Below are 25,820 nucleotides of genomic sequence, written 5' to 3'. Positions count from 1 at the left end.
CTTAGAGCGGTGAGAAGAGATCGACGGCCTGCTGGCCGCGCGGCGGCTGCTGTACTTCCATCAAGCGGCCGCGGCCACCGTAGGAGATGCGGGCTTCGGCGATCTTTTCGTACGAAATCTGGTTTTCGGCGTTGACGTCCTGCGGGCGAACGATACCGGCGACATTCAGAATACGGATTTCCTGGTTGACGCGGACTTCCTGCGAGCCGCTGATGACCAGGTTGCCGTTTTCCAGGATGCCGGTGACCACCGCGGCAACGAGCAGCGTCAGCTTTTCGGAGCGGTCGATCTTGCCCTTGCCGTCGGTGCTCGTGTCAGAGCCGTAGGTCAGGTCGGTCTTGGACTTCGGGTTCCAGCCGAGGATATTGGCCTGGACGTCCCAGTTCATGCCGCTGGAATTGGTGCGGCTGCGGCTGGTATCGTTCTCGAACGACGCTTTGTCGTTGATCTGGATGTTGACCGTCAGGATATCGCCGACGTTCAGAGCGCGGGCATCCTTGAAGAGCGCGGCCTGGCTATCGCTCCAGAGCGAATAGCCCTGTGCGACCTGGCGCGGCTGCTTCGGATAAAGCGCCATCTGCGGCGTCTGGCCATAGGCCAGGCCGCTGCCGATCGGGCTCATGGCGGGCGCCCTGCCGATCTCTCTCACGGACTGCGGCGACTGGCAGCCGGCGAGAAGGGCAACGGCGGCGATGGCAGCCGGGAAACGCTTATTCATGAGGGATCCTTCGACGTATTGGGATCGGATGCACTTGCAATGATGTTGGCGATGACGGCTGCCTTTTCAGGATCCATCTCGGCAAGGATCAGGCTCGACTGACGCGCACCGAGCCGCATGATCACGGCCGCCGCGATCCCGGTATTGGCCTTCTCAAGCTGCAGCGCCGCCGCGTCCGGCTTCATATTCTTGTAGATGTCGGTGAGGCCCGCTTCCGCCTGCTTGAGGAAGTCGTTACGGCGCTTCAACCAATCCTGATATTCGGCCTTGCGCTTGTCCATCTCAGCCATGCGCGTATCGATATCGGCCCGGAGCTTTTCCAGATCCTGCTTCTGCAGCAGATAGCGCTGGTCGCGGGCGGGATCGGCAATGTTGGTGCAGAACTGCTTGATCTCGTCCTCGGAGGTGATGTCGCCCTCAGGCTTCGGCGCTTCCTGGGCAAAGGCGCCCGGGATCGTCAGCAGCATGACGGCGGCGGCCGGCAATGCCAGGCGCCGCACGAGTTCCGAGACGGTCATATCCTTGTTGAGCTTGATCATTGCAGTACGAGCTCCGCCTGCAGAGCGCCTGCAGATTTGATGCCCTGGAGGATAGCGATAATACCGTCAGGCTTGACGCCAATATTGTTCAGGCCGGCGACGAGCGTTCTGAGATCGGGCCCCTGCAATATCGCGACACGGCCACCGGTTTTCTGCGCAGCGATATCCGTCTGCGGCTGGACCGCCGTCTGCCCCTTGGAGAAGGGCAATGGCTGGATGACCTGCGGCGTCTCGGTGACCTGCACGGTCAGCGTTCCGTAGCTGACGGCCACCGGCGAGACGCGGACGTCCGCACCGATGACGATGGTGCCGGTGCGCTCGTTGACGACGACCTTGGCCGGCGTGTCGGTCTCGACGATGAGATTTTCGATATCGGCCATCAAGCGCGTGAGATCGGCTTCGCGCGGCTTCTGGACGATGACTTCCTGGGCGTCCTTGGCTTCGGCAACCGGGCCGCCGAAACGCGAGGATGCATAACCGTTGACGACGTCGGCGATGCGCACGGCCGTTGAGAAGTCGGGGTTGCGCAGCTGCAGCACGAGATTGACGGAATCCTTGAAGCGCGAGGGCAGCTCGCGCTCGATGATCGCGCCGCCGGGCACGCGGCCGGCGGTGGTCACACCTTCGGTCACGCTTGCGGCCGCACCCTGCGCCTGGAAGCCTGATACGACGACCGAGCCTTGGGCGACGGCGTAGATCTGGCCATCGGCGCCGGACAGCGAGGTCATGACCAGCGTACCGCCACGGAGCGACGTGGCATCGCCAAGCGAGCTGACATTGACGTCGATGCGGCTGCCGGGGCTGGCGAAAGGCGGCAGGTTGGCGGTGACCATGACGGCCGCCGTGTTCTTGGCGTTCGATTCACCGCCCTGCGTCGAGATGCCGAGGTTCTGCAGCATGGCGCGCATTGACTGCTCGGTGAAGGGCGAGGCGCGGAAACCGTCACCGCTTCCCTGCAGACCGACGATCAAGCCGTAGCCGATCAGCTGGTTGTCGCGGCCGGCCTGCAGCGAGGCGATATCCTTGATGCGCGAGGCCATCTGCGCCGAGGCGGGCGTCACGCTTCCCATGCACATGGAAAGAGCCGCAAACGCGGCGATGATGCGAGAGACGATCTTCATTTTGCCGCCACGTGAATGGTGCCGTCAGCGAGGACTGTACCGCTGATGATGACGCCCGAATCCATGTTGCGGGCGCGGATGACCTGACCGGTCGAGCCGTCTTCCAGCGGCGAACCGGCCGCCGAGATGGTCATGTTACCGATGTTGAAGACCAGCCGGATCTGCGAGCCGCGCGTCACCGTATAGGGTTCGCGCAGCGCCGAGACGCTGATCGTGCGGCCTGGAAGCAGGGTGCGCTTCGAAATCATCCCCTGCACCTCGTCGATCGACTTTGCATAGCCGCCGGAGAGGTTCGGGTTGGTGACTTCGACTTCCTGGAGCTGGCCGGCAGCGATGGTTTCGCCGGGATAGATGATCGCGGTCGGAACGACTGCGTAACCCATGCTGGCGTTCGCCGCCGGGGTCACGAGGATCCCGGCATAAGCGATCGCAGCGAATGCCGTCAGAGCGACGGTATTTCTCGCCCGGCGAAACATCATGTTCGGCCCTTTCCTAGATTACTTCAGGTTCTTGCTGACGATGGAGGCCATTTCGTCGGCAGTGGTGATGACCTTCGAGTTCATTTCATAGGCGCGCTGGGCGGAAATCAGGTCGGTGATTTCCTTCACCGGATCGACGTTCGACGATTCCAGATAGCCCTGCTTCATGTAGCCATAGCCCTGCTCGTCGGGCGTGCCGACGACAGCTTCACCGGATGCCGGCGTCTGCTGGAACAGGTTGTCGCCGATCGGCTGGAGGCCGGCTTCGTTGACGAAGTCTGCGAGCGTCAGCTGGCCGAGCGTGGTCGGATCGGTCTGGCCGGCGAGAACGGCGGTCACTTCGCCAGAGCGGCTGATCGTCAACTGCGTCGAGCCGGTCGGGATGGTGACGCCGGGAACGACGGTATAGCCGTCGGCGGTGACCAGCTGGCCGGTCTCGTTCTTGTTGAAGGCGCCGGCGCGGGAATAGAGCGTCGTGCCGTCAGGCGCCTGGACCTGGAAGAAGCCGCGGCCGACGAGCGCGACGTCGAGGTCGTTGCCGGTCTGGCTGAGTTCGCCCTGGATGTGCAGGTTACGCACGGCAGAAGTCTGAACGCCGAGACCGATATTCGCGCCTTCCGGCACGATCGCCTGGTTGGCACGGTTGGCAACGCCCTTGGCGCGTTCGGTCTGGTACAGAAGGTCGGTGAACTCGGCGCGGGCGCGCTTGAAACCGGTGGTGTTGATGTTCGCGATGTTGTTCGCGATGACTTCGAGGTTGGTCTGCTGGGCATCCATGCCCGTGGCCGCAATGGCAAGCGCTCTCATCGGTCCGTCCTTATCCGGTTACATCTGCATCTTGGTGACGTCGAGGAAGGCCGAAACGACCTTGTCACGGATGGCAATTGCGGTTTGCAGCGTCTGTTCCGCCTGCAGCATGGAGTCGACGACTTCGCGGGTCGTCGCGGTGCCCTTGAGGCCGGCGAAGGACATGGATTCCGCGCCCTTTACCGAGTCTATGGCCTGGGTGGCCATGTTGCCCATAACGGAGGCGAAGCTCTGGTCTGCCTTTGCACTTTCGGCCGCCGAAGTGACCGAAGAGGAAGAATTCTCGCCAACGACGCTGCCGAGGCCGCGTGTGGAGGAAAGAGAACCGATGTTCTGTACGTTGCTGATCATTACTGGCTCTTCAGGAGGTCGATGGTGGAGGAGATCAAGTCGCGGGTCTGCTTGATGGTCTGCAGATTGGCGTCATAGGATCGGTTGGCTTCGCGCATGTCGGCCATTTCGACCAGCATGTTGACGTTCGGCAGCTTCACCACGCCGCGCTCATCCGCTGCCGGATTGCTGGGGTCGTATTCAGTGGTGAATTCTGATTCGTCGACGCCGAGCTTCTTGACGTTGACGGTGGTCAAGCCGGCTGCACGGTCAACCTGTTCGCCGAAGGTAACGGTCTTGCGGCGGTAGGGATCGGCACCCGGCGTGTCACCGGTCGAACGGGCGTTCGCGATGTTTTCCGAGACAATGCGCAGGCGAGTCGATTGAGCCTCAAGCCCCGACCCAGCAATCTTCATGGCTGCTGATAAAGGATCCACGATTTTACTTCCTTACGGTCATCAACATCATTCGATTAAAGGAGCCGACCAGCGAGGTGTTCAGCTCGTATTGGCGTTTGATTTCGCCGGACTTGGAGAGTTCCTCGGCGAGACCGACGGTGTTGCCGGATTCCTGCACGCCGATCTCCTGATCGAGTGCGGCTTCCTTGACGTCGATGTCGCCGCTGGTGCTGAAGTCATTGCCGCTGAAATGCGCAGGATTGGTGCGCGCCATGGCAACATCAGACTTGTCGAGAACCGATTGAAAGGGCGTGATGTCCTTCGCACGGTACTTCGGCGTGTTCGCATTCGCGATGTTGCCGGCCACAACCTCCTGACGGATCGTCAGCCATTCCGCCTGCCGCGAGGCCAAGTCGAAAAGTTGAATCGGTTGCATGGGAACTCTCCGTTTTTACTGAGACGACCCTAGGGCGGTAATCTTGCGTCAGACTTACGGAGAATTCGGCTTTGCGGCCTGTTGCCGATCAGGCGCAGCACAAACGGAAAGGCCCCGGAAAACCGGGGCCGTGAAGCATTCCATTCAGCTCGAGAGGCTGACGCTTACTGGTAGATGTCGCCCTTGGAGGTGACGATCACCCATTTGCCGTCGCGCTGCTCGATCGTCGCCAGGCGGCTTTCGTCGGGAAGCACCGAACCGACGCGCACGACATACATGCCCGAGGGGTCTTCGATCAGCGCCCGGCCGTTTGCGACATGCAGGAGCTTGAAGCCGGAGCTCGCCGGGAATGGCTGGTCTTCCGGGACCAGGCCCTTGTCGATTTCCTTGCCGACGCTCGAGACCGTTGCTGTCGTCAGCGGGTCGATCGGCGGTTCCGGCTTGTTCTTGACTTCGTTCTTGTTGACCATCGCCAGCGGCGACACGCTGAAGACATTGCGGGCCGGCCAATCCGGGAGGTCGCGGGTGCGGTCGCCCTGGGCGATATTGAGGCTGAACTTGTCTTCGTTGAAGAAGACGTACCAAGGGAAGATCGCGGCAGCGCCGGCGAGCGCGAGACCGGTTACGGTCAGCACGCGGTCGAGCATCAGCGACTTGCGCTTCTCATCGGATTTCAGCGGAGCAATGCGCTCGTCGTCGTCTTCAAACCCGGTCACGTCTAACCTCTTTTGGGTGCAGGCTGGTTGGGCGGGGCTGCCCCAGCCTTGAGCGCAGCCGCGAGATCAGCAAAGGCATCTGCCGACGCCGATTCGCCCGGCGACTGTTTCAAAACATCGTAAATAATTGGTACCTGCTTGACCGCCATGTCCAAATCCGGGTCAGCACCCGGGCGGTAACCGCCGATCAGGCGAAGGTCGCGCGTCTCCTCGAAACGGTGGATCAGCGACTTCAGGCGCGAGACCAGCTTCTCCTGATCCGGCGTCCAGGCCTTGCGGGCGAGACGCGAGATCGAGGCCAGCGGATCGATCGGCGGATAGCGCCCCTCTTCCGCCAGGCTGCGCTGCAGAACGAGGTGGCCGTCGAGAATACCGCGGGTGGAGTCGGCGATCGGATCGTTGTGATTGTCGCCATCGACGAGGATCGAGATGATCGCGGTGATCGTGCCCGTGCCTTCGGGGCCGGGACCGGCGCGCTCCAGAAGACGCGGCAATTCGGTGAAGACCGAGGCCGGATAGCCGCGGGCGATCGGCGGCTCGCCGGACGCCGTCGCGACCTCGCGGATCGCATGGGCGAAACGGGTGACGCTGTCGACGATGAGCAGGACGTTCTGGCCCTGGTCGCGGAAATATTCGGCGATCGTTACCGCCGTCAGCGGCGCCATCTTGCGCAGCATCGGGCTTTCATCGCTGGTGGCGACGACGGCGATCGACTTCTTCATGTTCTCACCGAGCGTATCCTCGATGAATTCGCGCACTTCACGGCCGCGTTCGCCGACCAGCGCAATCACCACCTTGTCGAAGGCATCGGCCATGGCGAGCATCGACAAGAGCGTCGACTTACCGACGCCGGAGCCGGCGAAGATGCCGAGGCGCTGGCCGTGGCAGAGCGGCGAGAAGATATCGACGGCGCGAACGCCCGTCTTGAAGCCTTTGTCGACGCGGCGGCGCGTCATCGACGGCGGGGCGGTATTGGAGATCGAACGGCGATCGAGACCTTCGACAACCGGGCCGAGACCATCGATCGGCTCGCAGAGCGAGTTGATCGTGCGGCCGCACCAGCTTTCGGAGGGCGAAATGCGGAAGGCGCCCTTGCGGATAACCGTGTCGTGGATGCCGATCGGCTCACCGGGCTCGATGGGGCAGACATAGGCGAGATCCGGCTCGACGCGAACGACTTCGCCGAGATGGATACCTGTTGCCGACTTGTGGGCGACGAATTCGCCGAGTCGGACATGCCGGGAAAGGCCTGTCACGGTATAGTGGCCCGCCGCGATCGTCTGCACATGGCCGCCATGGGCGACGGAGAATTCCGGCTTGCTGTAGCGCTCGACCAGCGATGCGAGGTGGCCAAGCTTCGGCGAAAGCGCGCCTTCGGTGAGCGGTGTCTGGCTCATGTCTCAGACCCTTCCGCTTAGCGGCTGCCGCCCAGCGTCTTGATCGCTTCGCCGAATGAGTTTTCGCTATCCGTCGTCAGCGAGGCGATGCTTTCGAAGGCGCGGTTGACTTCGATCAGCTGGGTGATTTCGCGCATGGCGTTGACGTTGGAATTTTCGAGATAGCCCTGCTCGACGCCGATATTGAAGCGGTCGGTGACGGTGCGTGGCGTTTCCGTGGTCATGACGCCGCTGTTTTCGTAGCGGAGATAGCCCTTGGAGATATCGGCTTCGAAGAGGCCGATGGAGCCGACCTGGCGGCCGCCCTGATAGATATTGCCGTCAGCGCCGACCTTCGGCTCGCCGCCTGCCGTATTGAGGATGATCGGCGCGCCGCCGGCGTCGAGGACCGGATAGCCGCGAACCGACACGAGCTCGCCCGTATCCTTCATCGTGAAGCGGCCGTCCTTGGTGAGGACCTGACCGGCCGGGGTATCGAGCGAGAACCAGGCGTCGCCCTTGATCGCGAAATCCAGCATGTTGCCGGTGTGCTGCAGTTCGCCCGTCTCGTTGGAGAGATAGTCGTTGCCCTGCGAAACGAAGGCGACCTTGGCGTTCAGCTTGTTGTCGGTATTGCTGAGGATCTGGTTGAACTTCACTTCCGTGCCGCGGAAGCCCGTCGTGTTCACGTTTGCCATGTTGTCCGCGATGGTCGTCAAACGCTTTTCAAGTGCCATCTGTGACGACAGAGAAACATAAAGACCGGACTGCATCGGGGTAAGCTCCTGGCATTGGCGATGAACGGGACGAAAGCCGGGTTCCTTGTCGTTCGACGACGGCTTCCGTTGAGGCGGCATCTCAGAAACGGGCGAGATTCGCCCATTCGTCATCTTCAATCTGACGGCAATTCCTTGTGCGAAGCTGGCACGCTGAAAACCGGTTTCTGCGGCCTGCCGTCAGCCTGACGCAAGCCAGCAACCCTATCCCTTCCGGTGAAAATAACGATCAGGTGTGACTGACGATGAATATCATTATCGGATTTGTGATTACGCTCGGCTGCATCATCGGCAGCTTCATGGCCATGGGTGGCCATCTCGAGGCACTATTTCAGCCGTTCGAGCTCGTTATCATCGGCGGCGCCGGTCTCGGCAGCTTCATCATGGGTAACCCGATGAAGGTGGTGAAGGACTCGGGCAAGGCGCTCGGCGAAGCCTTCAAGCACACCGTTCCGAAGGAGCGCAACTATCTCGACACGCTCGGCGTTCTCTATTCGCTGATGCGCGACCTGCGCACCAAGTCGCGCAACGAGATCGAAGCGCATATCGACAATCCGGCCGAATCCTCGATCTTCCAGACCGCTCCGACGGTTCTGAAGAACAAGGAACTGACGGCCTTCATCTGCGACTACGTTCGCCTGATCATCATCGGCAATGCCCGCTCCCACGAGATCGAGGCGCTGATGGACGAAGAAATCAACACCATCCTGCACGACAAGCTGAAGCCCTACCACGCCATCCAGACCATGGGTGACGCCTTCCCGGCTATCGGTATCGTCGCGGCCGTTCTTGGCGTTATCAAGGCCATGGCGCACATCAACGACTCGCCTGAAGTCCTCGGTCACCTGATCGGCTCGGCTCTCGTTGGCACCTTCCTCGGTATTCTTCTCTCTTACTGCGTCTGCTCGCCGATCTGCTCGCAGATCAAGATCGTTCGCTCCAAGCAGCACCGCCTCTACGTCATCGTGAAGCAGACGCTGCTGGCCTACATGAACGGCTCGGTACCGCAGGTTGCTCTCGAATACGGCCGCAAGACGATCTCCGCTTACGAGCGTCCGTCGATCGACGCGGTCGAACAGGAAATGATGAACCCGGGTGGCGAGAACAAGGCGGCCTAAGCGACCATGAACAACGTTGCACTAGAGAATCCGGCAATGAATGCCGCACTGCTGGCCAAACTTACTGGCCGTCTCGGCGACAAGGCTACAATCGAAAAACTCTGCGCCGCATTCGCGGACGTCTACATCGAATTCATGCCGGACATGTTCAAGAGCGAGACCGGCCTCGACGTGACGATCGCCTATCTCGGCTGCGATTCCGGATACAAGAACGACCTGATTGCCGATCTCGGCGCCAACTCGACGCTGGTCGATGCGACGCTGCGCAACTGGTCCCAGGATATCACGCTTGCTTGCGGCAACGGCTTCGTCATCACGCTGATGGAAAGCCTGCTGGGTGCGGCGCCCGAAACGATCGAACCGCCGGCCGACCGCCTGCTTTCGGCGATCGAGCTCGAACTTGCGGTCATGGTGTTCGACAAGATTGCCGGCGTGCTGCGCTCTGCGGTCAACGCGCCTGGTGGCTTCGAGCCTGCGCTCGAACTGCCGCATGCGCTGGAAAACCGCCCGAAGCCTGCCGACGACAAGGCGGATGAATTTGGCGCGGCGATCAACATGTCGATCACGCTTGCCGGCATCACCTCGGAATTCTCGCTGATCGTGCTGCAGCAGGCCCTTCTGAAGACGCAGATTTCGGCGCCGAAGGCAAAGAGCCAGGCCTCGAAGTCGGCCGCCTGGACGGAGCAGATCAGCGAGCAGGTTCGCCGCTCGCAGGTGACGCTCGAAGCCAAGATCCGCCTGCAGGACCTGACGCTGCGCACGATCTCCAAGCTTGCCGCCGGCGATGTCATTCCTTTCCGCGATTCCGGCGATGTCCGGGTCGAGGTCAGCGCCAACAGCAAGGAATTGTATGTGTGCGAGTTTGGGCGTTCCGGCGAGAATTACACGGTCCGGGTCAAGGATACGATGAGCTCGGACGACGAGCTGATCCGCCACTTAATGAATTAATCGGTTCCCGCCATTTCGCTGCCACGGCAGCTTGAGGCAAGTTTCAACTGGAATAGTGATTTCATGGCTACGAAGAAAACACAGCAGAACGACGATCTGTCATTGGAGCTTCCGGGCAACGAGGCTGACCTCGATCAGGCGATCGATGATCTTCGCGGTGTCCTGAAGCAGGATTCCGAAGGCGGTCTCCCGGAATTCGGCGGCGACGCCGATGCATTCAGCACCGGCACCGACCTTTCGACCTTCGGCGACTTCGGTGGTGACGACGATGCCGGTGCGGCCTTTGGCGGCGGTGACTTCGGCGGCAGCTCGGATTTCGGTGATACCGGTTTCCAGGCAGGCTCCGGCGAACCTGCTCCGCTCGGCAGCGCGCTGTCTTCGAATTTCGAACTGATCATGGACATTCCGATCGACGTCCAGATCATGCTCGGCAGCAGCCGCATGCAGGTTTCCGGCCTGATGAACCTCAACGAGGGCGCCACGATCGCGCTCGACAAGAGGATCGGCGAGCCGGTAGATATCATGGTGAATGGCCGCAAGATTGCACGCGGCGAAATCACCGTTCTGGAAAATGACGACACGCGTTTCGGCGTAAAACTGATAGAAGTTTTAAGTACCAAAAAAGCCTGATCCCGGTTTTAGGGACGGAGAGGTTAGACCATGATGGACTTTGACGATTTCAGCGGCGCTATTGCCGGGAAACCGTTGACCCAGGCTGAAAAGGCAGCGGCTGTACTCCTCGCTATGGGGAAGGGAGTCGCTGGCCGGCTGTTGAAATATTTTACGCAGGCTGAGTTGCAGACGATCATCTCTTCGGCACAGGCCCTTCGTGCTATTCCGCCGGATGAATTGCTTGGCCTCGTCGCTGAATTTGAAGACCTGTTTACCGAAGGCGCTGGCCTTATGGACAACGCCAAGGCTATCGAGAGCATTCTCGAGGAAGGCCTGACGCCTGACGAAGTCGATAGCCTGCTCGGCCGCCGTACGGCCTTCCAGGCCTATGAGACGTCGATCTGGGATCGCCTTGGTGAAGGCGACCCGGCCTTCATCGGCAAGTTCCTGCTGCGCGAACATCCGCAGACCATCGCCTACATCCTGTCCATGATGCCGTCGTCCTTCGGCGCCAAGGTGCTGATGCAGCTGCCCGACAGCCGCCGCGCCGACATCATGAACCGTACGGTCAACCTGAAGTCCGTCAGCCCGAAGGCGGCGCAGATCATCGAGAAGCAGGTCATGACGCTGCTTGCCGAGATCGATGCCGAGAAGAATTCGAGCGGCTCGAACAAGGTCGCCGAGCTGATGAACGAGATGGACAAGCCGCAGGTCGATACGCTGCTCACCTCGCTCGAATCGATCAGCCGCGAAGCGGTCAACAAGGTTCGTCCGAAGATCTTCCTCTTCGAGGATCTGCTCCTCATGCCGCAGCGCAGCCGCGTCATGTTGCTCAACGACATTTCGGCAGACATTCTCACGATGGCGCTGCGTGGCGCCTCTGCCGAAATTCGCGAATCGGTTCTCGCTTCGATCAGCCCGCGTCAGCGCCGCATGATCGAATCGGATCTGCAGAGCGGTACGACGGGTATCAACCCGCGCGAGATCGCTATTGCCCGCCGCGCCGTCGCTCAGGAAGCGATTCGCCTGGCAAATTCGGGCCAGATCCAGCTCAAGGAGACCGAGGGCGAGCCAGCGGCGGCGGCATAAGCCACCGCAGCTGTTGACAATTATCTCCTCCCGGCGCCGCGCGGTTGATCGCCATGCGCCGGGAGACTACCCTTTCCCTGTCGGGCCGCGCTCTGTCGCGGCCTTTTCCGTTCAGGGAGTGCCGTTCACTTGGCTGATGAAGACAAGGACAGCAAAACAGAAGACCCGACAGGCAAAAAACTGTCGGATGCTGCCGAGAAAGGTAATACCCCCTTCTCGCGAGAGGTGCCGATCTTTGCCACGGTTCTCGCCACCTATGTCTATCTGACCTTCTACCTGCCCGACGGCATCAGCACCGTCAGCGAGCAGCTGCGCGACATTTTCGAGCAGCCGGACCAATGGAAGATCGAGACCGGCCCGGATGCCATGTCTCTCTTCGTGCATCTCGGCTGGGTCAGCGCGGTATTGCTGACGCCCGCCATGCTGCTGTTCATGTGTTTCGGGCTGATCGCGTCGCTCAGCCAGAACCTTCCGAGCGTCGTGCTGGAGCGTATCCGCCCGCAGTTTTCACGGCTGTCGCCGGCCAAGGGTTTCGCGCGCATGTTCAGCGTGCCCGGCCTGATCGAATTCGGCAAATCGCTGTTCAAGGTCGTCGTCGTCGGCCTCATCATGTTCTTCGTGCTGAAGAGCGAATATTTCAGCTCGATCGATTCGATGTTCTCCGACCCGCAGACCTTCTTCGAGCGGGCGATGACGATCATGCGCAAGATCGTGCTGATCGTGCTGTTTGCCACCGCCTTCGTGGCGATCGCCGACTTCTTCTGGACCCGCCATCACTGGTTCAGCGAACTGAAGATGACGCGCCACGAAGTGAAGGAAGAAAACAAGCAGTCGCAGGGTGACCCCTTCGTCAAGGGCCGCCAGCGCTCGCTGATGCGCGACCGCGCCCGCCGCCGCATGATCGCCAATGTCGAGCGCGCAACGCTGGTCATCGCCAACCCGACGCACTTTGCCGTGGCGCTGCGCTATGTGCGCGAGGAAAACGACGCGCCGATCGTCATTGCCAAGGGCCAGGACCTCATTGCGTTGAAAATCAGAGAGATAGCCGAGAAGCAAGGAATCCCCGTTTTCGAAGATCCGCCGCTTGCACGCTCCATGTTTGCGCAAGTCTCGATAGATAGTGTCATCCCGTCAGTCTTCTACAAGGCCGTCGCGGAGCTCATCCACCGGGTGTACGCCGCACAAGCCAAGAACAAGCGGGTCAGATAAACAGCATGAAGAAGTGCCCCTACTCCTCGCAGCGTGAAAGAATTCTAGCTGAGGCGATCAGCCCGGTTGCGACGGAGCTTCGGCTTCTGGACGCATCCGACCTGATTTCGCTGCTGCGATTCGAGTATTACGGCAATCTCGCCGATCTGGTGGCTTCCGCTGCCGAGCTTTTCTTCCATCCGGGCACCGTCAATTTCGGCCTGGGCGGCAATTACACGCTGGAATGGGGCGGCAAGCCGGAAGTGGTGCTCGATCTCGAGATCAAGCCGCGCGGCGTCACCGTCTATGCGCAGCTGACGCTCGCCGAGGATGTCGCCGGCATCGAGATCAATCACATCGCTTTCCAGGATCCGTCTGCGGATCCGGACGAGAACACCGCTTTCCTCGAGAATGCGCTGCGCGAAGCACGTTACAACGTGCGCCCGTCCTACCCGGCCTTCGCCGGCTGATCATTTTCGAAATTCAGTGCTGAAGCCCGGCTGGTTTACCCGCCGGGCTTTCTGCTCTCAGCTGATGTAGCCGAGGCGGATCGCCTTGGCGATCGCCTGGATGCGGTTGACCGAATCCAGCTTGATGGTCGCCGAGCCGAGATAGGCATTGACCGTGTGAACCGAGAGGCCGAGCTTGTCGGCGATCTCTTCGCTGATACGGCCGTCGCCGGCGAGCTGCAGGCAGGCGATCTCGCGCTCGCTCAGCGCTTCCGATGCGGCCGCGCGGCGCTCGTCGAGCGACAGCAGGTCCATCATGATATGGCTGCTGCGGCCGTGGAGCTCGATGATCGTATCGCTGCCGGGTTCCATGTAGTCGCCGGTAAAGACGACGTAACCGTTGCCGTTGGCGCCGAGGCGCACCGGGAAGGCCATGCCCGAGAACGGCAGCACGCCGTCCTTCAGACGCGTCAGGAAGGGTGCAAATGCTGCGGGGCCAGGAGCGGCCCTGTCGTGGCCTCCAGCCCATGTCAGCGGTAACAGAGACTTGTCGATATGTTCGAGCAGGAACTCGCCGTAGGCGTCGACGAAGGCCTTTGCGGCGTTGCTGGACGGTCCCCAATTCTCGAGCTCGCAGACGAGGCGCTGCTTGGCCGGAACGCCGGAGCCGCTGACCCGGAAGACACCGAAATTCTGCGCGTCAGCCAGCTTCTGCATGGCGACGAGGCGCGGGAAGAGATCGGAGCGGCTGGAAACCCTGCTGACCCGCATCGACCGTATGTCGGTATTTCCCATCGTTCTGGTTGACGGCTGCCCCATGTAACCCCTCTCAGACCAGACTGTTCCTGACCGCAAATGCAATCGCTTCAGACCGCGTCTTGGTAGCAGTCTTACGCATCACGCTTGTGATGTAGTTGTTGATTGTGTTGCGCGAGATGCCGAGGATCATGGCGATCTCGTCGCTGGTCTTGCCCTCGGCAATCCAGAACAGGCACTCGAGCTCGCGCTCGGTCAGTTCGAAGTCGCGGTCGGCCTTGGTGCCGCCGCAGCGCAGGAAGCTGGCGAAATAGCCGGCCAGCAGGCCGACGTCGCGCAGGCGCTCCGGAGAAAGAATGAAGCCGTCGTCGAAGAGGAACATCAGCGACAGGCGCGAACGGCCGACGTTGAACGACAGCGTGCAGTACTGGCGGCTGGCGCCATCCGGCACATCGGCATTGTCGGGCAGCAGCGAGAAGCTTGGCTGGAAGAGCTGCATGCACTTCTCAAGCTCGGTCGTGCGCGAATAACCGCTGACGAGCGCACCGGCCAGATCCTTGACCAGATCGAACGGCCAGTCGGAGGAAACGATGAAATCGAGGCCATCTTCCTGAACCAGGTCGGAGCGGGCGAGCAGGTAATGGGAGGCGCCGACGTAATCTGTCAGGGTGCGCATCGCAGGTTGCAAACGGCCGGTATCCGCGATCTCTCCGAGCTGCTTGATCAACTCGTCCCGCGAACACAGACTAGACGCCTGAAGGCCAATAAAATTCGCCGTTTGATTTTCGCCCTTAAGCGACTGCAATATATGCATATCCATAGGCAGCGTCCTGCGGCTCAAAACCAATCTTTGCAAAAGCACTAACTGCGCAGGTTCAACTCCGGCCCGCGGCAACCCTTACACGAATCACCAAAGCCTAGGCGAAGCGCTCCAAATCGCCATCTCCGAGTTCTGGGGATTTACTGTTGCCGCATTCCGTGCGCTGATTCGCACGCAGAGGTCGCTCGATTAATTTCTAGTAAAGCTAAATTGATTCTCTCTGTTCCGCAACACAATTCGCGCCATGCGCGAGGCAAGAACAGTCAATATTGCATCAGCATATCTAATGTATATCGCCAAGTGTCGATATTGATCAGCAATATTACGATGATTAGCGGAAAATGTACTTAATGAACAACTAGATAATCGTTTAAGCAATTCCTGTGTATTTCCCTTTTTCGTTCAATCGAGAGTATATGTTTCGCCTGGGGATTAAGGCCATTTTGCCACAATCGGACAAAATGCGTTTTCTTTGTGCCAGCTAATCATTCCCCCAAAAAAGGTCAGTCAAGTTGACGGATCGCCGGGCCGCTCCAGAGGCCTGTTACAGGCAAAGAAAAAGGCCGGTTGCCCGGCCTTTGTTCGTTACGCGGCGTGATCGACCGCCCATTTTCTGAGGATTTTCGCAGCGCGCTCCTCGTTGATTTCGACCATTCGAGACAGCTTGCGTTCCGGGCCTTCCTTGACGCGGCGATTGAAGTTGCCGTCGTCGTCGCCGAGGCTGAGAAGGTCCTCGGTGCTGTCGAAGCCGAAGTCCGAGCCGAAGCCGTCCATGAGCGCTCCGCCTGCCCCGCCGCCTGCTGCTGCCGGAGCGAAGTCGGGCAGTTCGAGGCCGGCCGATTCCGACGAGCTGTCGCCGAGGATGCCTGCGCCGGCACCACCGCCGCCGATCGAGCGGACCAGAGGACGCATGCCCATCCAGACCACGATGAAGGCGACACCCAGGAAGGCGAGTGAGTTGATGATGGTCGCAAGGTTGCGGCTCAGCATGTCGAGGACGCGGGGACCGCTGGTGGTATCGTCGAGAAGCTGGTTCTCGAGGAAGTCCATGGCGGTGACCGTCACGACGTCGCCGCGGCTGGCGTCGATGCCGGCGGCCGAGGAGACGATGCTCTTCATCTCGGCAAGGTAGGCGTCGATCTTGGCCTGGTCTGCGGGCTCGCCGACCATCTTGGCGATACGGCCCTTGTTGACGACAACGGCGATGGAGAGCTTTTCCATCTTGTAGCTGTTGCGCGTCGTGGCCGTCGTCTTGCTGTTGATTTCGTAGTTGGTCTGCTCTTCCTTCTTGTCGGACTTGTCTTCCGACTGAGGACCGGCAGCGCCACCAGCTTCAGGAGCAGCCTGGGGAACATTCTGCTCGACAGTCGTGGCGTTGTCAGACTGCTTCTGCGACGACTGGTTGGCTTCCTTGGTGGTGCGAACCGAGCGCTCGACCTTGGATTCCGGATCGTAGGTGGTTTCCTGGATCTGCTGAGCGTCGGTGTTGAGGCTCGCCGTCACGCTGGAGCGGAAGTTGTCCATACCGAGGAAGGGTGCGAGAGCCTTGTCGATATTGGATTCAACTTCCTGCTGGACGTTCTGCACGATGCCGAGAGAACGATTAAGCGTGTTGTTGCCGGCTTCGTCGCCGGAAGCGAGCAGCTGGCCGGTCGAATCGAGAATCGTGACGTCATCGACATCGAGCCCCGGCACAGCCGAGGCGACCAGGTGGCGGATGGAGCTTGCAGCGCTTCGCCCTGTGGCGGCGCTCGCTCTGATCATGACCGATGCCGTCGGCTTCTGCTCCGCTTTGCGGAAGTTGCCGACTTCGGGCATGACGATGTGAACGCGGGCGGCATTGATGCCCGAGATCGACTGGATGGTGCGACCGATTTCACCTTCAAGCGCGCGAACGCGAGTGACTTCCTGCATGAACGACGTCAGGCCGAGGGAGCCGACCTTGTCGAAAAGCTCGTAACCGGCATTGGCGCTGTTCGGCAGGCCGCGTTCTGCGAGAAGCAGACGAGCCTTGCCGGTCATGCCAGCCGGTACGGTGATGCTGGAACCGTCGGTACCAACCTCGAATGCCATATTGTTTTCGGCAAGCGCCATGCTGATCTGGTTGAGATCAGGGCTGTCGAGGCCGACGTAAAGGGTTTCCTGGGCAGGCTTATTAACAAAAAGGGCCGCAGCCAAAACAATTGCTATTGAAAGAACACCCACACCCGCAAGCGCCAGCAGGCGGGTCCGGCCTAGCGAACCGAGGTTCTTCATGACCTGAACTAATTGATTTAACAGATTCATTCTGTTCTCGCACGATCCGTCAAAGACAAAACAGGCTTATTGCCTCATTCCTTGATAGAGACCGAAACTTGTGCGAGCGTTTCGTCAGGGCATGCTTGGAAAGCAGGGATCAGAAAAAGTCGAAGTCGCCTGCTGCCTTGCTGAGAGGCTGGGAATGACCATGCCGCGTGGCACCGCCAAGGGCCTTCTGCATCTCTGCAAGCTTGACCAGGCTGAGGGCCGTTGCGACGTCGACGGTCCAGTTCTGCGGGATTTCGCCGGTGATCGTGTCGATGAATTCGGCGAGGCCGCGGGTCTTCTGGACGGCAAGGTCGATGCCCTGCATGACCTTCATGCTGTCGGGCGCATTGAGGATATCGGCACCGCCGATTTCGAGAAGCTGGGGTTCGATGCGTTCGATCAGGTAGGCAACGTCATGCAGCTCGGAAACGATGCGCATCAGGAGGTCGGGCAGAGCCTCCAACGGCGAGGGCGGTTCGATGGGGGCATTAAAAGTCATATAAAAATCCTCAAACTCAGAAAAATTCGATACTATTTTCAACAGGTTTGGCAGGCGCGACCGGACGCTGCTCAAGGGCAACGGTCTTCTGCGTCTCGGCGCCGGTAAGCGGATATTGACGGGCCCGGCCGGAGACCGGCCAGAATTCCAGCTTGCGGCCGTGATCGCCGCCGGTGCTGGAGCCGACAACGGGGATTCCTTCATCCCTCAGGAACTGCGCGGCGAAAGCGGCGTTCTGTTCGCCGACATTGGAGAAGGTCGAGATCGTCTTCGCCCCGCCAAAGATCTTGGCCTCGAGGCGGTCGCGGCGCGCGCCCTGCTTCAGAAGGCCGTTGATCAGCAGTTCCATCAGATGCACGCCGTAGCGCGTGGCATCCCCGCCGGTCATCGGCGTATTGCCGGTTCCCGGCAGAAGGAAATGGTTCATGCCGCCCACTCCTGCCACGGGATCCCGCAGGCAAGCAGCCACGCACGAGCCAAGAATGGTCGTCAGAACCGCATTCGGATCATTCAGGACTTTCCATTCTCCCTGGATGATGTGGACACGGCGGGCTGCTGCCTCGATTGTCATTTCAGTGCTCCGAACACGGCTTCGATAGCCGCTTTCATCTTTTCGATGGTAAAGGGCTTGGCAAGCACGTTGTTGGCGCCGAGTTGAGCGGCCTTCGTAACCAGCGCGCGGTCGCCCTGCGCGGTCAGGATGATGAAGGCGGCCTTCTTCGTTGCCGGGTTGGTGCGCACGGCCTGGAGCAGACCGAGGCCGTCCATCTTCGGCATGTTGAAGTCCGAGATGACCAGGTGGTGGGGCTGCTGGGCCATGATCTTCATGCCCTGTTCGCCGTCACCCGCAGAGGTGATCTGCTTGAAACCGAGCTGGGTCAGCGCATCGCTGAGCAGCAGGCGGCTGGTGACCTGATCGTCAACAATCAGAACCTTAATTTTCTCCGCTATCGACATTATTCTGTCCCTTCCTTTCGGGCGGCTGTCATTTTCAAGATTTCCTCGCCGATGGCATTCAGTGGCAGCTGATGCTCAACGGCTCCAAGCTCATAGGCAACACGGGGCATGCCGTAGACCACGCAGGTCTTCTCGTTCTGTCCGATGGTGCGTGCGCCCGCATGGCGCATCTTCAGCAGGCCAGCCGCGCCATCGCGGCCCATCCCTGTGAGTATCACGCCGACCGAGTTGCGGCCGGCAAGTTCCGCGACGGAATCAAACAGCACATCGACCGAAGGACGGTGGCCGTTGACGGGGTCACGCTCGACAAGCCTGCAGTGCGGCGCCGAGACATTGGCGACCTGCAGGTGTCGTTCACCTCCTGGTGCCAGATAAATCTTGCCAATTTCCAAACGAGCCCCGTCCCTCGCCTCTTCGACCACAGGGGCGCAGAGGCGATTCAGCCGTTCGGCGAAGCTTTTGGTGAAGGTCGGCGGCATATGCTGGGTGATAACCGTCGGCGGGCAATTGGCCGGAAACTTCTGCAGAACCGCAATCAGAGCCTCGACACCACCGGTCGACGAACCGATCGCGACGATCTTGCGGCCGACCCGGAAATCGGCGACCGCGGGCGGCGCAACGGGTGCTGCGGCCGGGCGCTGGGTGAACTGGCGCTGCGTGCGAGCGGCAGCCTTGACCTTTTCGGCGAGATCGCCGAACGGGCGGAGATCGCCCGGAGCCGGTTTGCCGATACAGTCGAAGGCACCGATTTCGAGAGCAGCAAGGCTTGCCTCGGCACCGCGATGGGTCAGCGTCGACACCATGATCACCGGCATCGGGCGCAGGCGCATGATCTTCTCGAGAAAATCGAGGCCGTTCATGTTCGGCATCTCGATATCGAGGGTCACGACGTCAGGGTTCAGCTTCTTGATCGCTTCACGCGCTTCGAGCGCGTCGCCAGCCTGGCCGATGACGGTTACGTCGGGATCGGCGCTCAGAACTGCGGTGATCAGGCCGCGCATGGTCGGCGAGTCATCGACGACGAGTACCCTTGCAGGTGCGCTCATGCCTTCCTCCCGACGCCCTTGGTCGTATAGCGGTACGTAGTGATGCCGATATTGTCGAAGACGTTCTTGGCATCGCCCGAGACGCGCTCGGAATGACCGATATAGAGGTGTCCGCCTTCCGGCAGCAGCTCGGCGAAGCGCGACCAGATCTTCATCTGGGTCGGCTCGTCGAAATAGATGACGACGTTGCGGCAGAAGATCACGTCGAACTTGCCCTTGAACGGCCACTGCGCCATCAGGTTCAGTTCGTTGTAGGTGATCAGGCGCTTGACGCGATCGTCGACCTGGAACTTGCGGCGGCCCTGGATCTCGACTTCCGAGAACCACTGCTTGCGCATCTGCGGCGACACGGTTTCCAGCGCGCTCTCGTCATAGGCGCCCTGCCGGGCGATCGCCAGGATCTTCGGGTCGATGTCGGTCGCCAGAATCTTGAAATCGTAATCGGCAACATTCGGCATCTGCGACAGCACGGTCAGTGCGATCGAATAGGGCTCCTGGCCATCCGACGAAGCGGCCGACCAGATGCGCACGCGGCCGCCCATCTTGGCACGGTGCAGAAGTTCCGGCAGCACCTGATCGCGCAGGTGATCGAAGTGATGGTTTTCGCGGAAGAAGCGCGTGAAGTTGGTCGTCAGGTGCGACAGCATCTCGCGGCGCGGTGCGGCACCGGCCGGCGAAGCCACCAGCGAACAGTATTCGCGGAAGCCGGACAGGCCGAGATTGCGGATGTGCTTCGACAGACGCGAGTAGACCAGCGAGGCCTTCGTCTCGTTGAGGAAAATCCCCGCGTCCGAATAGATCATGGCGGCGATCTCCGAGAGGTCGCGGCGGGTCAGCGGATATTCGCCGCTCGCCAGAACCTCGTCGGGGCTTCCCTGCCGCACATCTTTTGCACTCATGACACTCATGCAGCTTCGCTTTCAGCTTCCGGGAAGAGGGCTTCGAGTTCGATCAGGCAGATCATCCGCTTGTCGATCGACAGGATGCCGCGGGCAAACTGACGCTGGATATCGGATGCGATTTCCGGGGTCGGCTGGATATGCTGCTCGGTCACCGTGAGGATATCCGAGACTGCATCGACCAGCAGACCGACGACCTTCCGCTTGACCTGCGCCACGATGATGACGTGGCGCGGGGTCGGTTCGGCCGCCTTCATTCCAAGGCGGGCCGACAGATCGATGATCGGCAGGACCGCGCCGCGGAGGTTGATGACGCCGATGACATAGGCAGGCGCATGCGGCATGGGCGTTGCAGGCGTCCAGCCGCGAATTTCGCGCACCGCCATGATATTCACGCAAAATTCCTGGTCACCGATGCGGAAAGCGATGAGCTCGCTATCCCCATGGTTCAGATTTTTTACGCCGTACGACATCGTCTTATCCTACCGCTGCCAGGGAGATTTCCTGCTTCAAGGCCTGGCCGCGCGAGGCGCCGACCACCGCATCGACGTCGAGGATGAGCGCCACGCGCCCGTCGCCGAGGATCGTTGCAGCCGCGATACCCGGAACGTGGGTATAGTTGGCTTCGAGGCTCTTGATGACGACCTGACGCTGACCCTGGATGGCATCGACCATCAGAGCGCGCTGACCGCCGCCTTCGGATTCCACCAGCAGGGCAACGCCTTCGACCGGGTTTGCCTGGGTTGCGCGGAAGTTCAGGATCCGCCCGACATCCACCAGCGGGCAGAAGGAGTTACGGATCGAGATCAGGCGATGGCTCGCACCGAAGGAGTGGATCGCGGAGGCTTCCGGCTGGAGCGTCTCGACGATCGCCGTCAGCGGCACGACCAGCGTCTGGCCGGCAACCGTGACGACCATGCCGTCGAGGACGGCGAGCGTCAGCGGCAGGCTCATCGTGAAGACCGAACCCTGGCCCGGCTTCGAGGTGATGTTGATACGGCCGCCGAGTGCCTGGATCGAGCGCTTGACGACGTCCATGCCGACGCCGCGGCCCGAGATGTCGGAGATTTTGTCGGCCGTGGAGAAGCCCGGCAGGAAGATCAGGTTGTCGATTTCTTCATCCGACAGGTTGGCATCGGCCGGGATCAGCTCGTTGGCGATTGCCTTCTGCTTGACCTTTTCGCGGTTGATGCCGGCGCCGTCGTCGGCGAGTTCGATCAGGATGCGGCCCGAACGATGCTTTGCAGTGAGGCGGACGGTGCCTTCGGCGCTCTTGCCGGCGGCTGCGCGTCTTTCCGGCGATTCGATGCCGTGGTCGACGGCGTTTCGGATCATATGCGTCAGCGGTTCGGCGATCTTGTCGATAACCGTCTTGTCGACTTCGGTGTTTTCACCTTCGGTGATCAGGCGGATCGACTTGCCGGTCATGTCGGCGATTTCGCGAACGATACGCGACATGCGCTGGAAGACCGGCTTTACCGGCTGCGCGCGGATCGCCATGACCGAGTCCTGGATCTCGCGGGTGAGCTGCTGCAGCTCTTCGAGGCCCATGTTGATCGAGGACGTACCGGTCGTGTCGTTTTCGATGACGCTCTGCGAGAGCATCGCCTGGTTGATGACAAGCTCGCCGACGAGGTTGATCAGGCGGTCGACGCGATCGAGATCGACGCGGATCGTCTGGCCGGCGCTGTTGGCGGCGGCATTGTTCTGGGCTGCTGCAGCAGCAGCGGCACTGGCGGCGGCAGCCGATTCCTTCTTCTCGACACGGGCAGCGGCAGCGGCCATCTGCGTGACGTTGGAAGCGGTCTCAGCAGCAGCAACGGCTGCGGCAACATCCGACTTTGCGGGCTCGACCGGTGCTTCAGGCGCATCGTCGAGGGCCGAGAGATCGAACGGAACCGGGATCATCGGCAGCTCTTCGTTCGAAGCTTCCGCGGACTTGGCGTCCTCGACCGGCGTCACGGTCAGTTCGCAATCCCATTCGGCAAATTCGAAGACGGTGCGGATGGCGTCTTCACCCTTGTCCGTCTTGAGCGTGACGTTCCAGAAGAAATAGGCAGCTTCCGGATCGATCTCGTCGAGGCCGACGAGCGCGTCCATGTTGCAGTAGATGCTCATCTCGCCGAGGCGGGAGAGATCGCGCAGCAGCAGCGTTGCGTCGTTACCCTTGGAATAGAGGTCCGAGCGCGGCTTGAAGGTGATCTCGTAGGCCGGCAGATCGGAACCGGCTTCTTCTTCATCGCCGAAATCGCCGAAGGAGAAGGGGATCGGCTGGAAACCGCTATCATCGGTCGGAGCCGGGGCTGCTGCGGCAACGGGTGCCGGGGCCGGAGCAGGCTTTGCAGCCGCTTTCGGTGCGGGCGCTTCGGCGGCAGCCGACGACGACGGCATTTCGCCGTGTGCCAGAGCCTCGAGCTCCTTCACCAGGCCGCGGCTGCGGCTTTCGTCGATGCTGCCGCCATCGCGGGCAGCATTCGTCAAGTCGGCCAGAACGTCGGCCGACTTCAGCATGACCTTCAGGACGTCCTGATTAGGCTCAAGCTTGTTGGAACGAACGCAATCAAGTGTGGTCTCGAATACATGGGCGAAAGCGACGAGATCATCCAGACCGAAGGCGCCAGCGCCGCCCTTGATCGAATGGACGGCACGGAACACCGCGTTGACGGTTTCCGGATCACGATCGCCATCATTCATTTTCATGAGACCGGATTCCAGTTCGGCGAGCTGCTCCTCGCACTCCTGGAAAAAGATCTCTTTGATTTCGTTCATATCCATAGGAGAAATTCCTGGGTTTAAGCGGTTACACGCTCAATGGCATCTATCAGCTTGGCAGGGTCGAAAGGCTTTACGATCCAGCCCGTCGCACCGGCCTGGCGGGCACGGTTCTTCTTTTCGGCATCGCTCTCGGTGGTCAGCACCAGGATCGGGATCGCGCGGTACTTTTCGTTGCGGCGAACACCTTCGATGAAGCCGAAACCGTCGAGACGCGGCATGTTGATGTCGGTCACGATGACGTCAGGGTTCGACTCTTCGAGAACTTCGAGGCCCTCGACACCATCTTCCGCCTGGATCGTCTCGAAGCCCGCATTGTTGAGCGTCACGAGAAGCATGTTTCGGATCGTCCGTGAATCATCCACGGTAAGCACTTTTTTCTTCATTGCCGGATCTCCTTGGCAAGCAGGTGGTCTATATCGACGCCGACCAGCTGCATGGTTTTTTCGAATGCATCAGACACTTTCGAGAACTTGAAAGACTGCTTGTCCTGATCCCAGGTCTTTTCCGCAGCCATCAGCACCTGTGCGCAGAGGCCCACCAACACGCTCGACGCCCGATGCATCGATAACGATGTCGCTGCCGCGCATGGAAAGAAGCTTGTCGCGGAGTGCTGTCGCTTCATTGAGATCGAGTACCGCTGCAAGATTAAGCGTCTTGCCGCTCTTCTTCGCTGCCATCAGCCTGTCCTTGTCCCCTTGTGTCCAACCCGCAAAAGCGAGCGGACCTCATATTCCGATAGGTTAGTAAACATTCCGTCCTCCGAAGCTTGCTGCGGGGCGGGAAAAGTCGAAATCTTCGTTGTCGAACTGCTCGTCGAGCGTCACCGGCTGGGCGGCGATCTCGACGCGCGGCGCTGCTGCGCGAACCGGTTCGCGGCGCGCCGGCTGGGCGTTTTCGCGGGCGATGCGGAATTCGCGGATCGTCTGGCCGAGTTCTAGAATGACGGTGTGCAGGTGATCGGCACCATCGGCCGAATGGCGGGCTGCATTGGCATTGGCGGCGACACCGGCGCTCAGGCTCTTCACCTCGCCGGTGACGGCATCGAGGCTTGCGGCATGCTCGCCGGTATTGACGGCAATCGCGGCGATCGCCTCGTTGATGCCGGTGACCTGGCGGACGATGCTGCCGATCGAATCCTGGGTGCGGCCGACCATCTGGACGCCGGCATCGACCTGCGCCTTGGTGGTCGTCACCAGCGTCTTGATCTCGCGGGCGGCATCTGCCGAGCGCTGCGCCAGAGCGCGGACTTCCTGAGCGACGACGGCAAAGCCGCGGCCGGATTCACCGGCGCGGGCAGCCTCGATACCGGCGTTCAGCGCCAGAAGGTTGGTCTGGAAGGCGATCTCGTCGATGGCGCCGATGATCTGGCCGATCTTCTCCGCCGACTGCTCGATATCGGCCATGGCGGTGATCGCCCTGCCGACGACGGCGCCGCTCTCTTCGGCGGCAACGCGCGTCGACGCGGCGGCCTGTTCGGCGGCGCGGCTTCCCGTCGCCCCCTGACGGACGCTTTCGGCGATTGCCTGCAGCGCAGCAGCCGAGGACTGCAGCTCTCCGGCATGACCGGCGGCGTGACCCGCAAAGTTCTTCGATGCCTCGGAAAGCGAGCGCGTCGACAGCTCTGCCTTCTGGGTGCGATCGGAGATCCCTACGAATTCTGTCTGGACGGCGTCGAGCGCGGCGTTGAGGGCCGCGGCAAGTTCCGCATGGGCGCCATCGGCCTCGACGGGTGCGCGAACCGTAAGGTCGCGGGAGGCAAGACCATCGATAACGTCGCCGAAGATGCGGGCGATATCTGCCTTGTCCTTCTCGCGCTGCTCGGAGAGAGCGCGGCCCTGCGATGCGCGCAGAGCATTGAAGCGGAGCGAAACAGCAATCTCGACATCGACCATAACGAGGCGGATGATCGCCGTCATCATCTCGCTGATTTCCTTGGCGCGGCGCTTGGCGCCTGGAAGCAGCGGCTTGCCGGCGAGATCGCTCGCGAGACCGGAGATGATATGCTCGAGCATGACGCCGTGGCCGGCGACGTGCCAGCGCGGGTCGAGGCCCATCTTGCTCTGCGTATCGGAAAGAACCTTGACGCGCTCGGCATAGAGGCTGTCGAAGCGCGCATCCGTCAGCACATCCCAGTGCGAGGATTGCAGATCGTGCAGCCGGTCGAGCTGGCGGTCGTTCTGGAAATTGCTGGCAGCGTCCGGAAATGCCTGGAAACGCTGGAAAAGATCGCGAAGGCCGCTCTTCAGCTCGGTTTCGAGCAACGGGCGGTGGCGGCGAACAAGCTCGCATTGCGCGGCATCGAGGCCGGCAAAACGCAGGCGATCACGGAGGCTGCCTGCCTGCGCGCCCTTGGCCTGATCTGATGGCATATCCTGCCGCAATGCCTATCCCCAACCACATCCGGACCTGGTCCGGTGAAAAACCGTTTTGCTCCATCCGACGAGCACAATGCAGGGAAGCGGCCTTCAGCCTCCGGCAGTATGGCCGGAAGACAGGCGTCTCCCATCAACAGAAATCTGTTTCGGAAAAGAGTGGATACCGGATCGAGCCGGTACGGCGGGACGGCGTCATGCCTGGTGGGAACGAGCAACATTTCCCATTCCGACGTGTAACGCCATGTTTATGGTTAATTCCTTGCTTGAAGGTTAATGCGCTTTTTAATCAACGCAGCCGCTGAAAGCA

29 protein-coding genes and 1 pseudogene are annotated in these 25,820 nt (G+C 60.9%); 6 read left to right on the top strand and 24 right to left on the bottom strand.

The window, feature by feature from the left end; all coding sequences use genetic code 11:
* Position 1: 1 nt before the first annotated feature.
* From flgH to flgF, 11 genes are all read right to left on the bottom strand, one after another.
* On the bottom strand, positions 2-718 hold the full coding sequence (flgH, locus tag ABIE40_RS03005; protein ID WP_112713292.1) for a flagellar basal body L-ring protein FlgH: 717 nt from the start codon (positions 716-718) through the stop codon (positions 2-4).
* Complete coding sequence (locus tag ABIE40_RS03000; RefSeq protein WP_112713294.1) at positions 715-1,257, bottom strand: MotE family protein; 543 nt, start codon at positions 1,255-1,257, stop codon at positions 715-717. The genes flgH and ABIE40_RS03000 overlap by 4 nt, the downstream gene beginning before the upstream one ends.
* A complete protein-coding gene (locus tag ABIE40_RS02995) occupies positions 1,254-2,378 on the bottom strand; it encodes a flagellar basal body P-ring protein FlgI (RefSeq protein ID WP_112713296.1) in 1,125 nt (374 codons plus the stop codon). Before ABIE40_RS02995 ends, ABIE40_RS03000 begins: the two co-directional genes overlap by 4 nt.
* Positions 2,375-2,857: a flagellar basal body P-ring formation chaperone FlgA gene (flgA, locus tag ABIE40_RS02990; protein ID WP_112713298.1), complete on the bottom strand. Its 483-nt coding sequence runs from the start codon at positions 2,855-2,857 to the stop codon at positions 2,375-2,377. Before flgA ends, ABIE40_RS02995 begins: the two co-directional genes overlap by 4 nt.
* Positions 2,858-2,875: 18 nt before the next feature.
* Positions 2,876-3,664 carry a flagellar basal-body rod protein FlgG gene (flgG, locus tag ABIE40_RS02985; protein WP_199626184.1) on the bottom strand — a complete coding sequence of 263 codons (789 nt, stop codon included), beginning with the start codon at positions 3,662-3,664 and terminating at the stop codon, positions 2,876-2,878.
* Positions 3,665-3,682: 18 nt separating this feature from the next.
* The gene (fliE, locus tag ABIE40_RS02980) at positions 3,683-4,015 is read right to left on the bottom strand and encodes a flagellar hook-basal body complex protein FliE (protein WP_112713302.1); all 333 of its coding nucleotides are present in this window, start codon (positions 4,013-4,015) and stop codon (positions 3,683-3,685) included.
* Entirely contained in the window at positions 4,015-4,431 is a 417-nt protein-coding gene (gene flgC / locus ABIE40_RS02975) for a flagellar basal body rod protein FlgC (protein ID WP_112713304.1), read from the bottom strand. The genes fliE and flgC overlap by 1 nt, the downstream gene beginning before the upstream one ends.
* Before the next feature lie 4 nt (positions 4,432-4,435).
* On the bottom strand, positions 4,436-4,828 hold the full coding sequence (gene flgB / locus ABIE40_RS02970) for a flagellar basal body rod protein FlgB (RefSeq protein WP_112713306.1): 393 nt from the start codon (positions 4,826-4,828) through the stop codon (positions 4,436-4,438).
* Positions 4,829-4,992: 164 nt separating this feature from the next.
* The gene (locus ABIE40_RS02965; RefSeq protein ID WP_199626183.1) at positions 4,993-5,544 is read right to left on the bottom strand and encodes a flagellar protein; all 552 of its coding nucleotides are present in this window, start codon (positions 5,542-5,544) and stop codon (positions 4,993-4,995) included.
* Between the two features lie 2 nt (positions 5,545-5,546).
* The gene (gene fliI / locus ABIE40_RS02960; RefSeq protein ID WP_199626182.1) at positions 5,547-6,941 is read right to left on the bottom strand and encodes a flagellar protein export ATPase FliI; all 1,395 of its coding nucleotides are present in this window, start codon (positions 6,939-6,941) and stop codon (positions 5,547-5,549) included.
* A 17-nt stretch (positions 6,942-6,958) separates the two neighbouring features.
* Entirely contained in the window at positions 6,959-7,693 is a 735-nt protein-coding gene (flgF, locus tag ABIE40_RS02955; RefSeq protein WP_112714354.1) for a flagellar basal-body rod protein FlgF, read from the bottom strand.
* A 248-nt stretch (positions 7,694-7,941) separates the two neighbouring features.
* Between flgF and motA the strand changes: the two genes are divergently transcribed.
* The 6 genes from motA (at position 7,942) to ABIE40_RS02925 (ending at position 13,121) form a co-directional block, all read left to right on the top strand.
* Positions 7,942-8,814: a flagellar motor stator protein MotA gene (motA, locus tag ABIE40_RS02950; RefSeq protein WP_112713312.1), complete on the top strand. Its 873-nt coding sequence runs from the start codon at positions 7,942-7,944 to the stop codon at positions 8,812-8,814.
* Between the two features lie 6 nt (positions 8,815-8,820).
* Positions 8,821-9,762, top strand: a complete 942-nt coding sequence (locus ABIE40_RS02945) for a FliM/FliN family flagellar motor switch protein (RefSeq protein WP_112713314.1) — start codon at positions 8,821-8,823, stop codon at positions 9,760-9,762.
* Positions 9,763-9,825: 63 nt separating this feature from the next.
* Positions 9,826-10,392, top strand: coding sequence for a flagellar motor switch protein FliN (gene fliN, locus ABIE40_RS02940; RefSeq protein ID WP_112713316.1), 567 nt, complete (start codon positions 9,826-9,828; stop codon positions 10,390-10,392).
* 30 nt (positions 10,393-10,422) lie between these two features.
* Positions 10,423-11,463, top strand: a complete 1,041-nt coding sequence (gene fliG / locus ABIE40_RS02935) for a flagellar motor switch protein FliG (RefSeq protein ID WP_112713318.1) — start codon at positions 10,423-10,425, stop codon at positions 11,461-11,463.
* Between the two features lie 129 nt (positions 11,464-11,592).
* Complete coding sequence (gene flhB, locus ABIE40_RS02930; protein ID WP_112713320.1) at positions 11,593-12,672, top strand: flagellar biosynthesis protein FlhB; 1,080 nt, start codon at positions 11,593-11,595, stop codon at positions 12,670-12,672.
* A 5-nt stretch (positions 12,673-12,677) separates the two neighbouring features.
* Positions 12,678-13,121: a BspJ family T4SS effector nucleomodulin gene (locus ABIE40_RS02925; RefSeq protein WP_112713322.1), complete on the top strand. Its 444-nt coding sequence runs from the start codon at positions 12,678-12,680 to the stop codon at positions 13,119-13,121.
* Positions 13,122-13,178: 57 nt separating this feature from the next.
* Here ABIE40_RS02925 and visR read toward each other — a convergent pair whose 3' ends face one another.
* The 13 genes and pseudogenes from visR to ABIE40_RS02860 all read right to left on the bottom strand — a co-directional run bounded on the left by visR (position 13,179) and on the right by ABIE40_RS02860 (position 25,507).
* Positions 13,179-13,919 (bottom strand): transcriptional regulator VisR, encoded by a 741-nt coding sequence (gene visR / locus ABIE40_RS02920; protein WP_112713324.1) that lies wholly within the window; start codon positions 13,917-13,919, stop codon positions 13,179-13,181.
* A 10-nt stretch (positions 13,920-13,929) separates the two neighbouring features.
* Positions 13,930-14,676, bottom strand: a complete 747-nt coding sequence (gene visN / locus ABIE40_RS02915) for a transcriptional regulator VisN (RefSeq protein ID WP_112713326.1) — start codon at positions 14,674-14,676, stop codon at positions 13,930-13,932.
* 585 nt (positions 14,677-15,261) lie between these two features.
* Positions 15,262-16,962: a flagellar basal-body MS-ring/collar protein FliF gene (fliF, locus tag ABIE40_RS02910; RefSeq protein WP_112713328.1), complete on the bottom strand. Its 1,701-nt coding sequence runs from the start codon at positions 16,960-16,962 to the stop codon at positions 15,262-15,264.
* A gap of 109 nt (positions 16,963-17,071) precedes the next feature.
* Positions 17,072-17,461 (bottom strand): chemotaxis protein CheT, encoded by a 390-nt coding sequence (cheT, locus tag ABIE40_RS02905; protein WP_112713330.1) that lies wholly within the window; start codon positions 17,459-17,461, stop codon positions 17,072-17,074.
* 16 nt (positions 17,462-17,477) lie between these two features.
* Positions 17,478-18,032, bottom strand: a complete 555-nt coding sequence (cheD, locus tag ABIE40_RS02900) for a chemoreceptor glutamine deamidase CheD (RefSeq protein ID WP_112713332.1) — start codon at positions 18,030-18,032, stop codon at positions 17,478-17,480.
* Positions 18,029-18,418: a response regulator gene (locus ABIE40_RS02895; protein ID WP_112713334.1), complete on the bottom strand. Its 390-nt coding sequence runs from the start codon at positions 18,416-18,418 to the stop codon at positions 18,029-18,031. Before ABIE40_RS02895 ends, cheD begins: the two co-directional genes overlap by 4 nt.
* Positions 18,418-19,464 (bottom strand): protein-glutamate O-methylesterase CheB, encoded by a 1,047-nt coding sequence (gene cheB / locus ABIE40_RS02890; protein WP_112713336.1) that lies wholly within the window; start codon positions 19,462-19,464, stop codon positions 18,418-18,420. Before cheB ends, ABIE40_RS02895 begins: the two co-directional genes overlap by 1 nt.
* Positions 19,461-20,372, bottom strand: coding sequence for a protein-glutamate O-methyltransferase CheR (cheR, locus tag ABIE40_RS02885; protein ID WP_112713338.1), 912 nt, complete (start codon positions 20,370-20,372; stop codon positions 19,461-19,463). Before cheR ends, cheB begins: the two co-directional genes overlap by 4 nt.
* On the bottom strand, positions 20,369-20,836 hold the full coding sequence (locus ABIE40_RS02880; protein ID WP_112713340.1) for a chemotaxis protein CheW: 468 nt from the start codon (positions 20,834-20,836) through the stop codon (positions 20,369-20,371). The genes cheR and ABIE40_RS02880 overlap by 4 nt, the downstream gene beginning before the upstream one ends.
* A 4-nt stretch (positions 20,837-20,840) precedes the next feature.
* A complete protein-coding gene (locus ABIE40_RS02875; RefSeq protein ID WP_354540958.1) occupies positions 20,841-23,138 on the bottom strand; it encodes a chemotaxis protein CheA in 2,298 nt (765 codons plus the stop codon).
* A gap of 17 nt (positions 23,139-23,155) precedes the next feature.
* Positions 23,156-23,521: a chemotaxis response regulator CheY1 gene (gene cheY1 / locus ABIE40_RS02870; RefSeq protein ID WP_003570362.1), complete on the bottom strand. Its 366-nt coding sequence runs from the start codon at positions 23,519-23,521 to the stop codon at positions 23,156-23,158.
* Positions 23,518-23,815, bottom strand: a pseudogene (locus tag ABIE40_RS02865) (STAS domain-containing protein). Before ABIE40_RS02865 ends, cheY1 begins: the two are co-directional and overlap by 4 nt.
* Positions 23,816-23,878: 63 nt before the next feature.
* Entirely contained in the window at positions 23,879-25,507 is a 1,629-nt protein-coding gene (locus ABIE40_RS02860; protein ID WP_130279060.1) for a globin-coupled sensor protein, read from the bottom strand.
* Positions 25,508-25,820: the final 313 nt, after the last annotated feature.

It is taken from the genome of Rhizobium sp. OAE497 (assembly GCF_040546565.1).
Classification (GTDB): domain Bacteria; phylum Pseudomonadota; class Alphaproteobacteria; order Rhizobiales; family Rhizobiaceae; genus Rhizobium.
This window is presented reverse-complemented; position numbering and strand designations above follow the sequence as displayed.

Excerpts from the sequence above, each read along its gene's own strand:
- flgH (WP_112713292.1), bottom strand. The coding sequence starts at position 718 with ATGAATAAGCGTTTCCCGGCTGCCATCGCCGCCGTTGCCCTTCTCGCC.
- ABIE40_RS03000 (WP_112713294.1), bottom strand. The coding sequence starts at position 1,257 with ATGATCAAGCTCAACAAGGATATGACCGTCTCGGAACTCGTGCGGCGC.
- ABIE40_RS02995 (WP_112713296.1), bottom strand. The coding sequence starts at position 2,378 with ATGAAGATCGTCTCTCGCATCATCGCCGCGTTTGCGGCTCTTTCCATG.
- flgA (WP_112713298.1), bottom strand. The coding sequence starts at position 2,857 with ATGATGTTTCGCCGGGCGAGAAATACCGTCGCTCTGACGGCATTCGCT.
- flgG (WP_199626184.1), bottom strand. The coding sequence starts at position 3,664 with ATGAGAGCGCTTGCCATTGCGGCCACGGGCATGGATGCCCAGCAGACC.
- fliE (WP_112713302.1), bottom strand. The coding sequence starts at position 4,015 with ATGATCAGCAACGTACAGAACATCGGTTCTCTTTCCTCCACACGCGGC.
- flgB (WP_112713306.1), bottom strand. The coding sequence starts at position 4,828 with ATGCAACCGATTCAACTTTTCGACTTGGCCTCGCGGCAGGCGGAATGG.
- fliI (WP_199626182.1), bottom strand. The coding sequence starts at position 6,941 with ATGAGCCAGACACCGCTCACCGAAGGCGCGCTTTCGCCGAAGCTTGGC.
- flgF (WP_112714354.1), bottom strand. The coding sequence starts at position 7,693 with ATGCAGTCCGGTCTTTATGTTTCTCTGTCGTCACAGATGGCACTTGAA.
- motA (WP_112713312.1), top strand. The coding sequence starts at position 7,942 with ATGAATATCATTATCGGATTTGTGATTACGCTCGGCTGCATCATCGGC.
- ABIE40_RS02945 (WP_112713314.1), top strand. The coding sequence starts at position 8,821 with ATGAACAACGTTGCACTAGAGAATCCGGCAATGAATGCCGCACTGCTG.
- fliN (WP_112713316.1), top strand. The coding sequence starts at position 9,826 with ATGGCTACGAAGAAAACACAGCAGAACGACGATCTGTCATTGGAGCTT.
- fliG (WP_112713318.1), top strand. The coding sequence starts at position 10,423 with ATGATGGACTTTGACGATTTCAGCGGCGCTATTGCCGGGAAACCGTTG.
- ABIE40_RS02925 (WP_112713322.1), top strand. The coding sequence starts at position 12,678 with ATGAAGAAGTGCCCCTACTCCTCGCAGCGTGAAAGAATTCTAGCTGAG.
- visR (WP_112713324.1), bottom strand. The coding sequence starts at position 13,919 with ATGGGGCAGCCGTCAACCAGAACGATGGGAAATACCGACATACGGTCG.
- visN (WP_112713326.1), bottom strand. The coding sequence starts at position 14,676 with ATGGATATGCATATATTGCAGTCGCTTAAGGGCGAAAATCAAACGGCG.
- fliF (WP_112713328.1), bottom strand. The coding sequence starts at position 16,962 with ATGAATCTGTTAAATCAATTAGTTCAGGTCATGAAGAACCTCGGTTCG.
- cheT (WP_112713330.1), bottom strand. The coding sequence starts at position 17,461 with ATGACTTTTAATGCCCCCATCGAACCGCCCTCGCCGTTGGAGGCTCTG.
- cheD (WP_112713332.1), bottom strand. The coding sequence starts at position 18,032 with ATGACAATCGAGGCAGCAGCCCGCCGTGTCCACATCATCCAGGGAGAA.
- ABIE40_RS02895 (WP_112713334.1), bottom strand. The coding sequence starts at position 18,418 with ATGTCGATAGCGGAGAAAATTAAGGTTCTGATTGTTGACGATCAGGTC.
- cheB (WP_112713336.1), bottom strand. The coding sequence starts at position 19,464 with ATGAGCGCACCTGCAAGGGTACTCGTCGTCGATGACTCGCCGACCATG.
- cheR (WP_112713338.1), bottom strand. The coding sequence starts at position 20,372 with ATGAGTGTCATGAGTGCAAAAGATGTGCGGCAGGGAAGCCCCGACGAG.
- ABIE40_RS02880 (WP_112713340.1), bottom strand. The coding sequence starts at position 20,836 with ATGTCGTACGGCGTAAAAAATCTGAACCATGGGGATAGCGAGCTCATC.
- ABIE40_RS02875 (WP_354540958.1), bottom strand. The coding sequence starts at position 23,138 with ATGGATATGAACGAAATCAAAGAGATCTTTTTCCAGGAGTGCGAGGAG.
- cheY1 (WP_003570362.1), bottom strand. The coding sequence starts at position 23,521 with ATGAAGAAAAAAGTGCTTACCGTGGATGATTCACGGACGATCCGAAAC.
- ABIE40_RS02860 (WP_130279060.1), bottom strand. The coding sequence starts at position 25,507 with ATGCCATCAGATCAGGCCAAGGGCGCGCAGGCAGGCAGCCTCCGTGAT.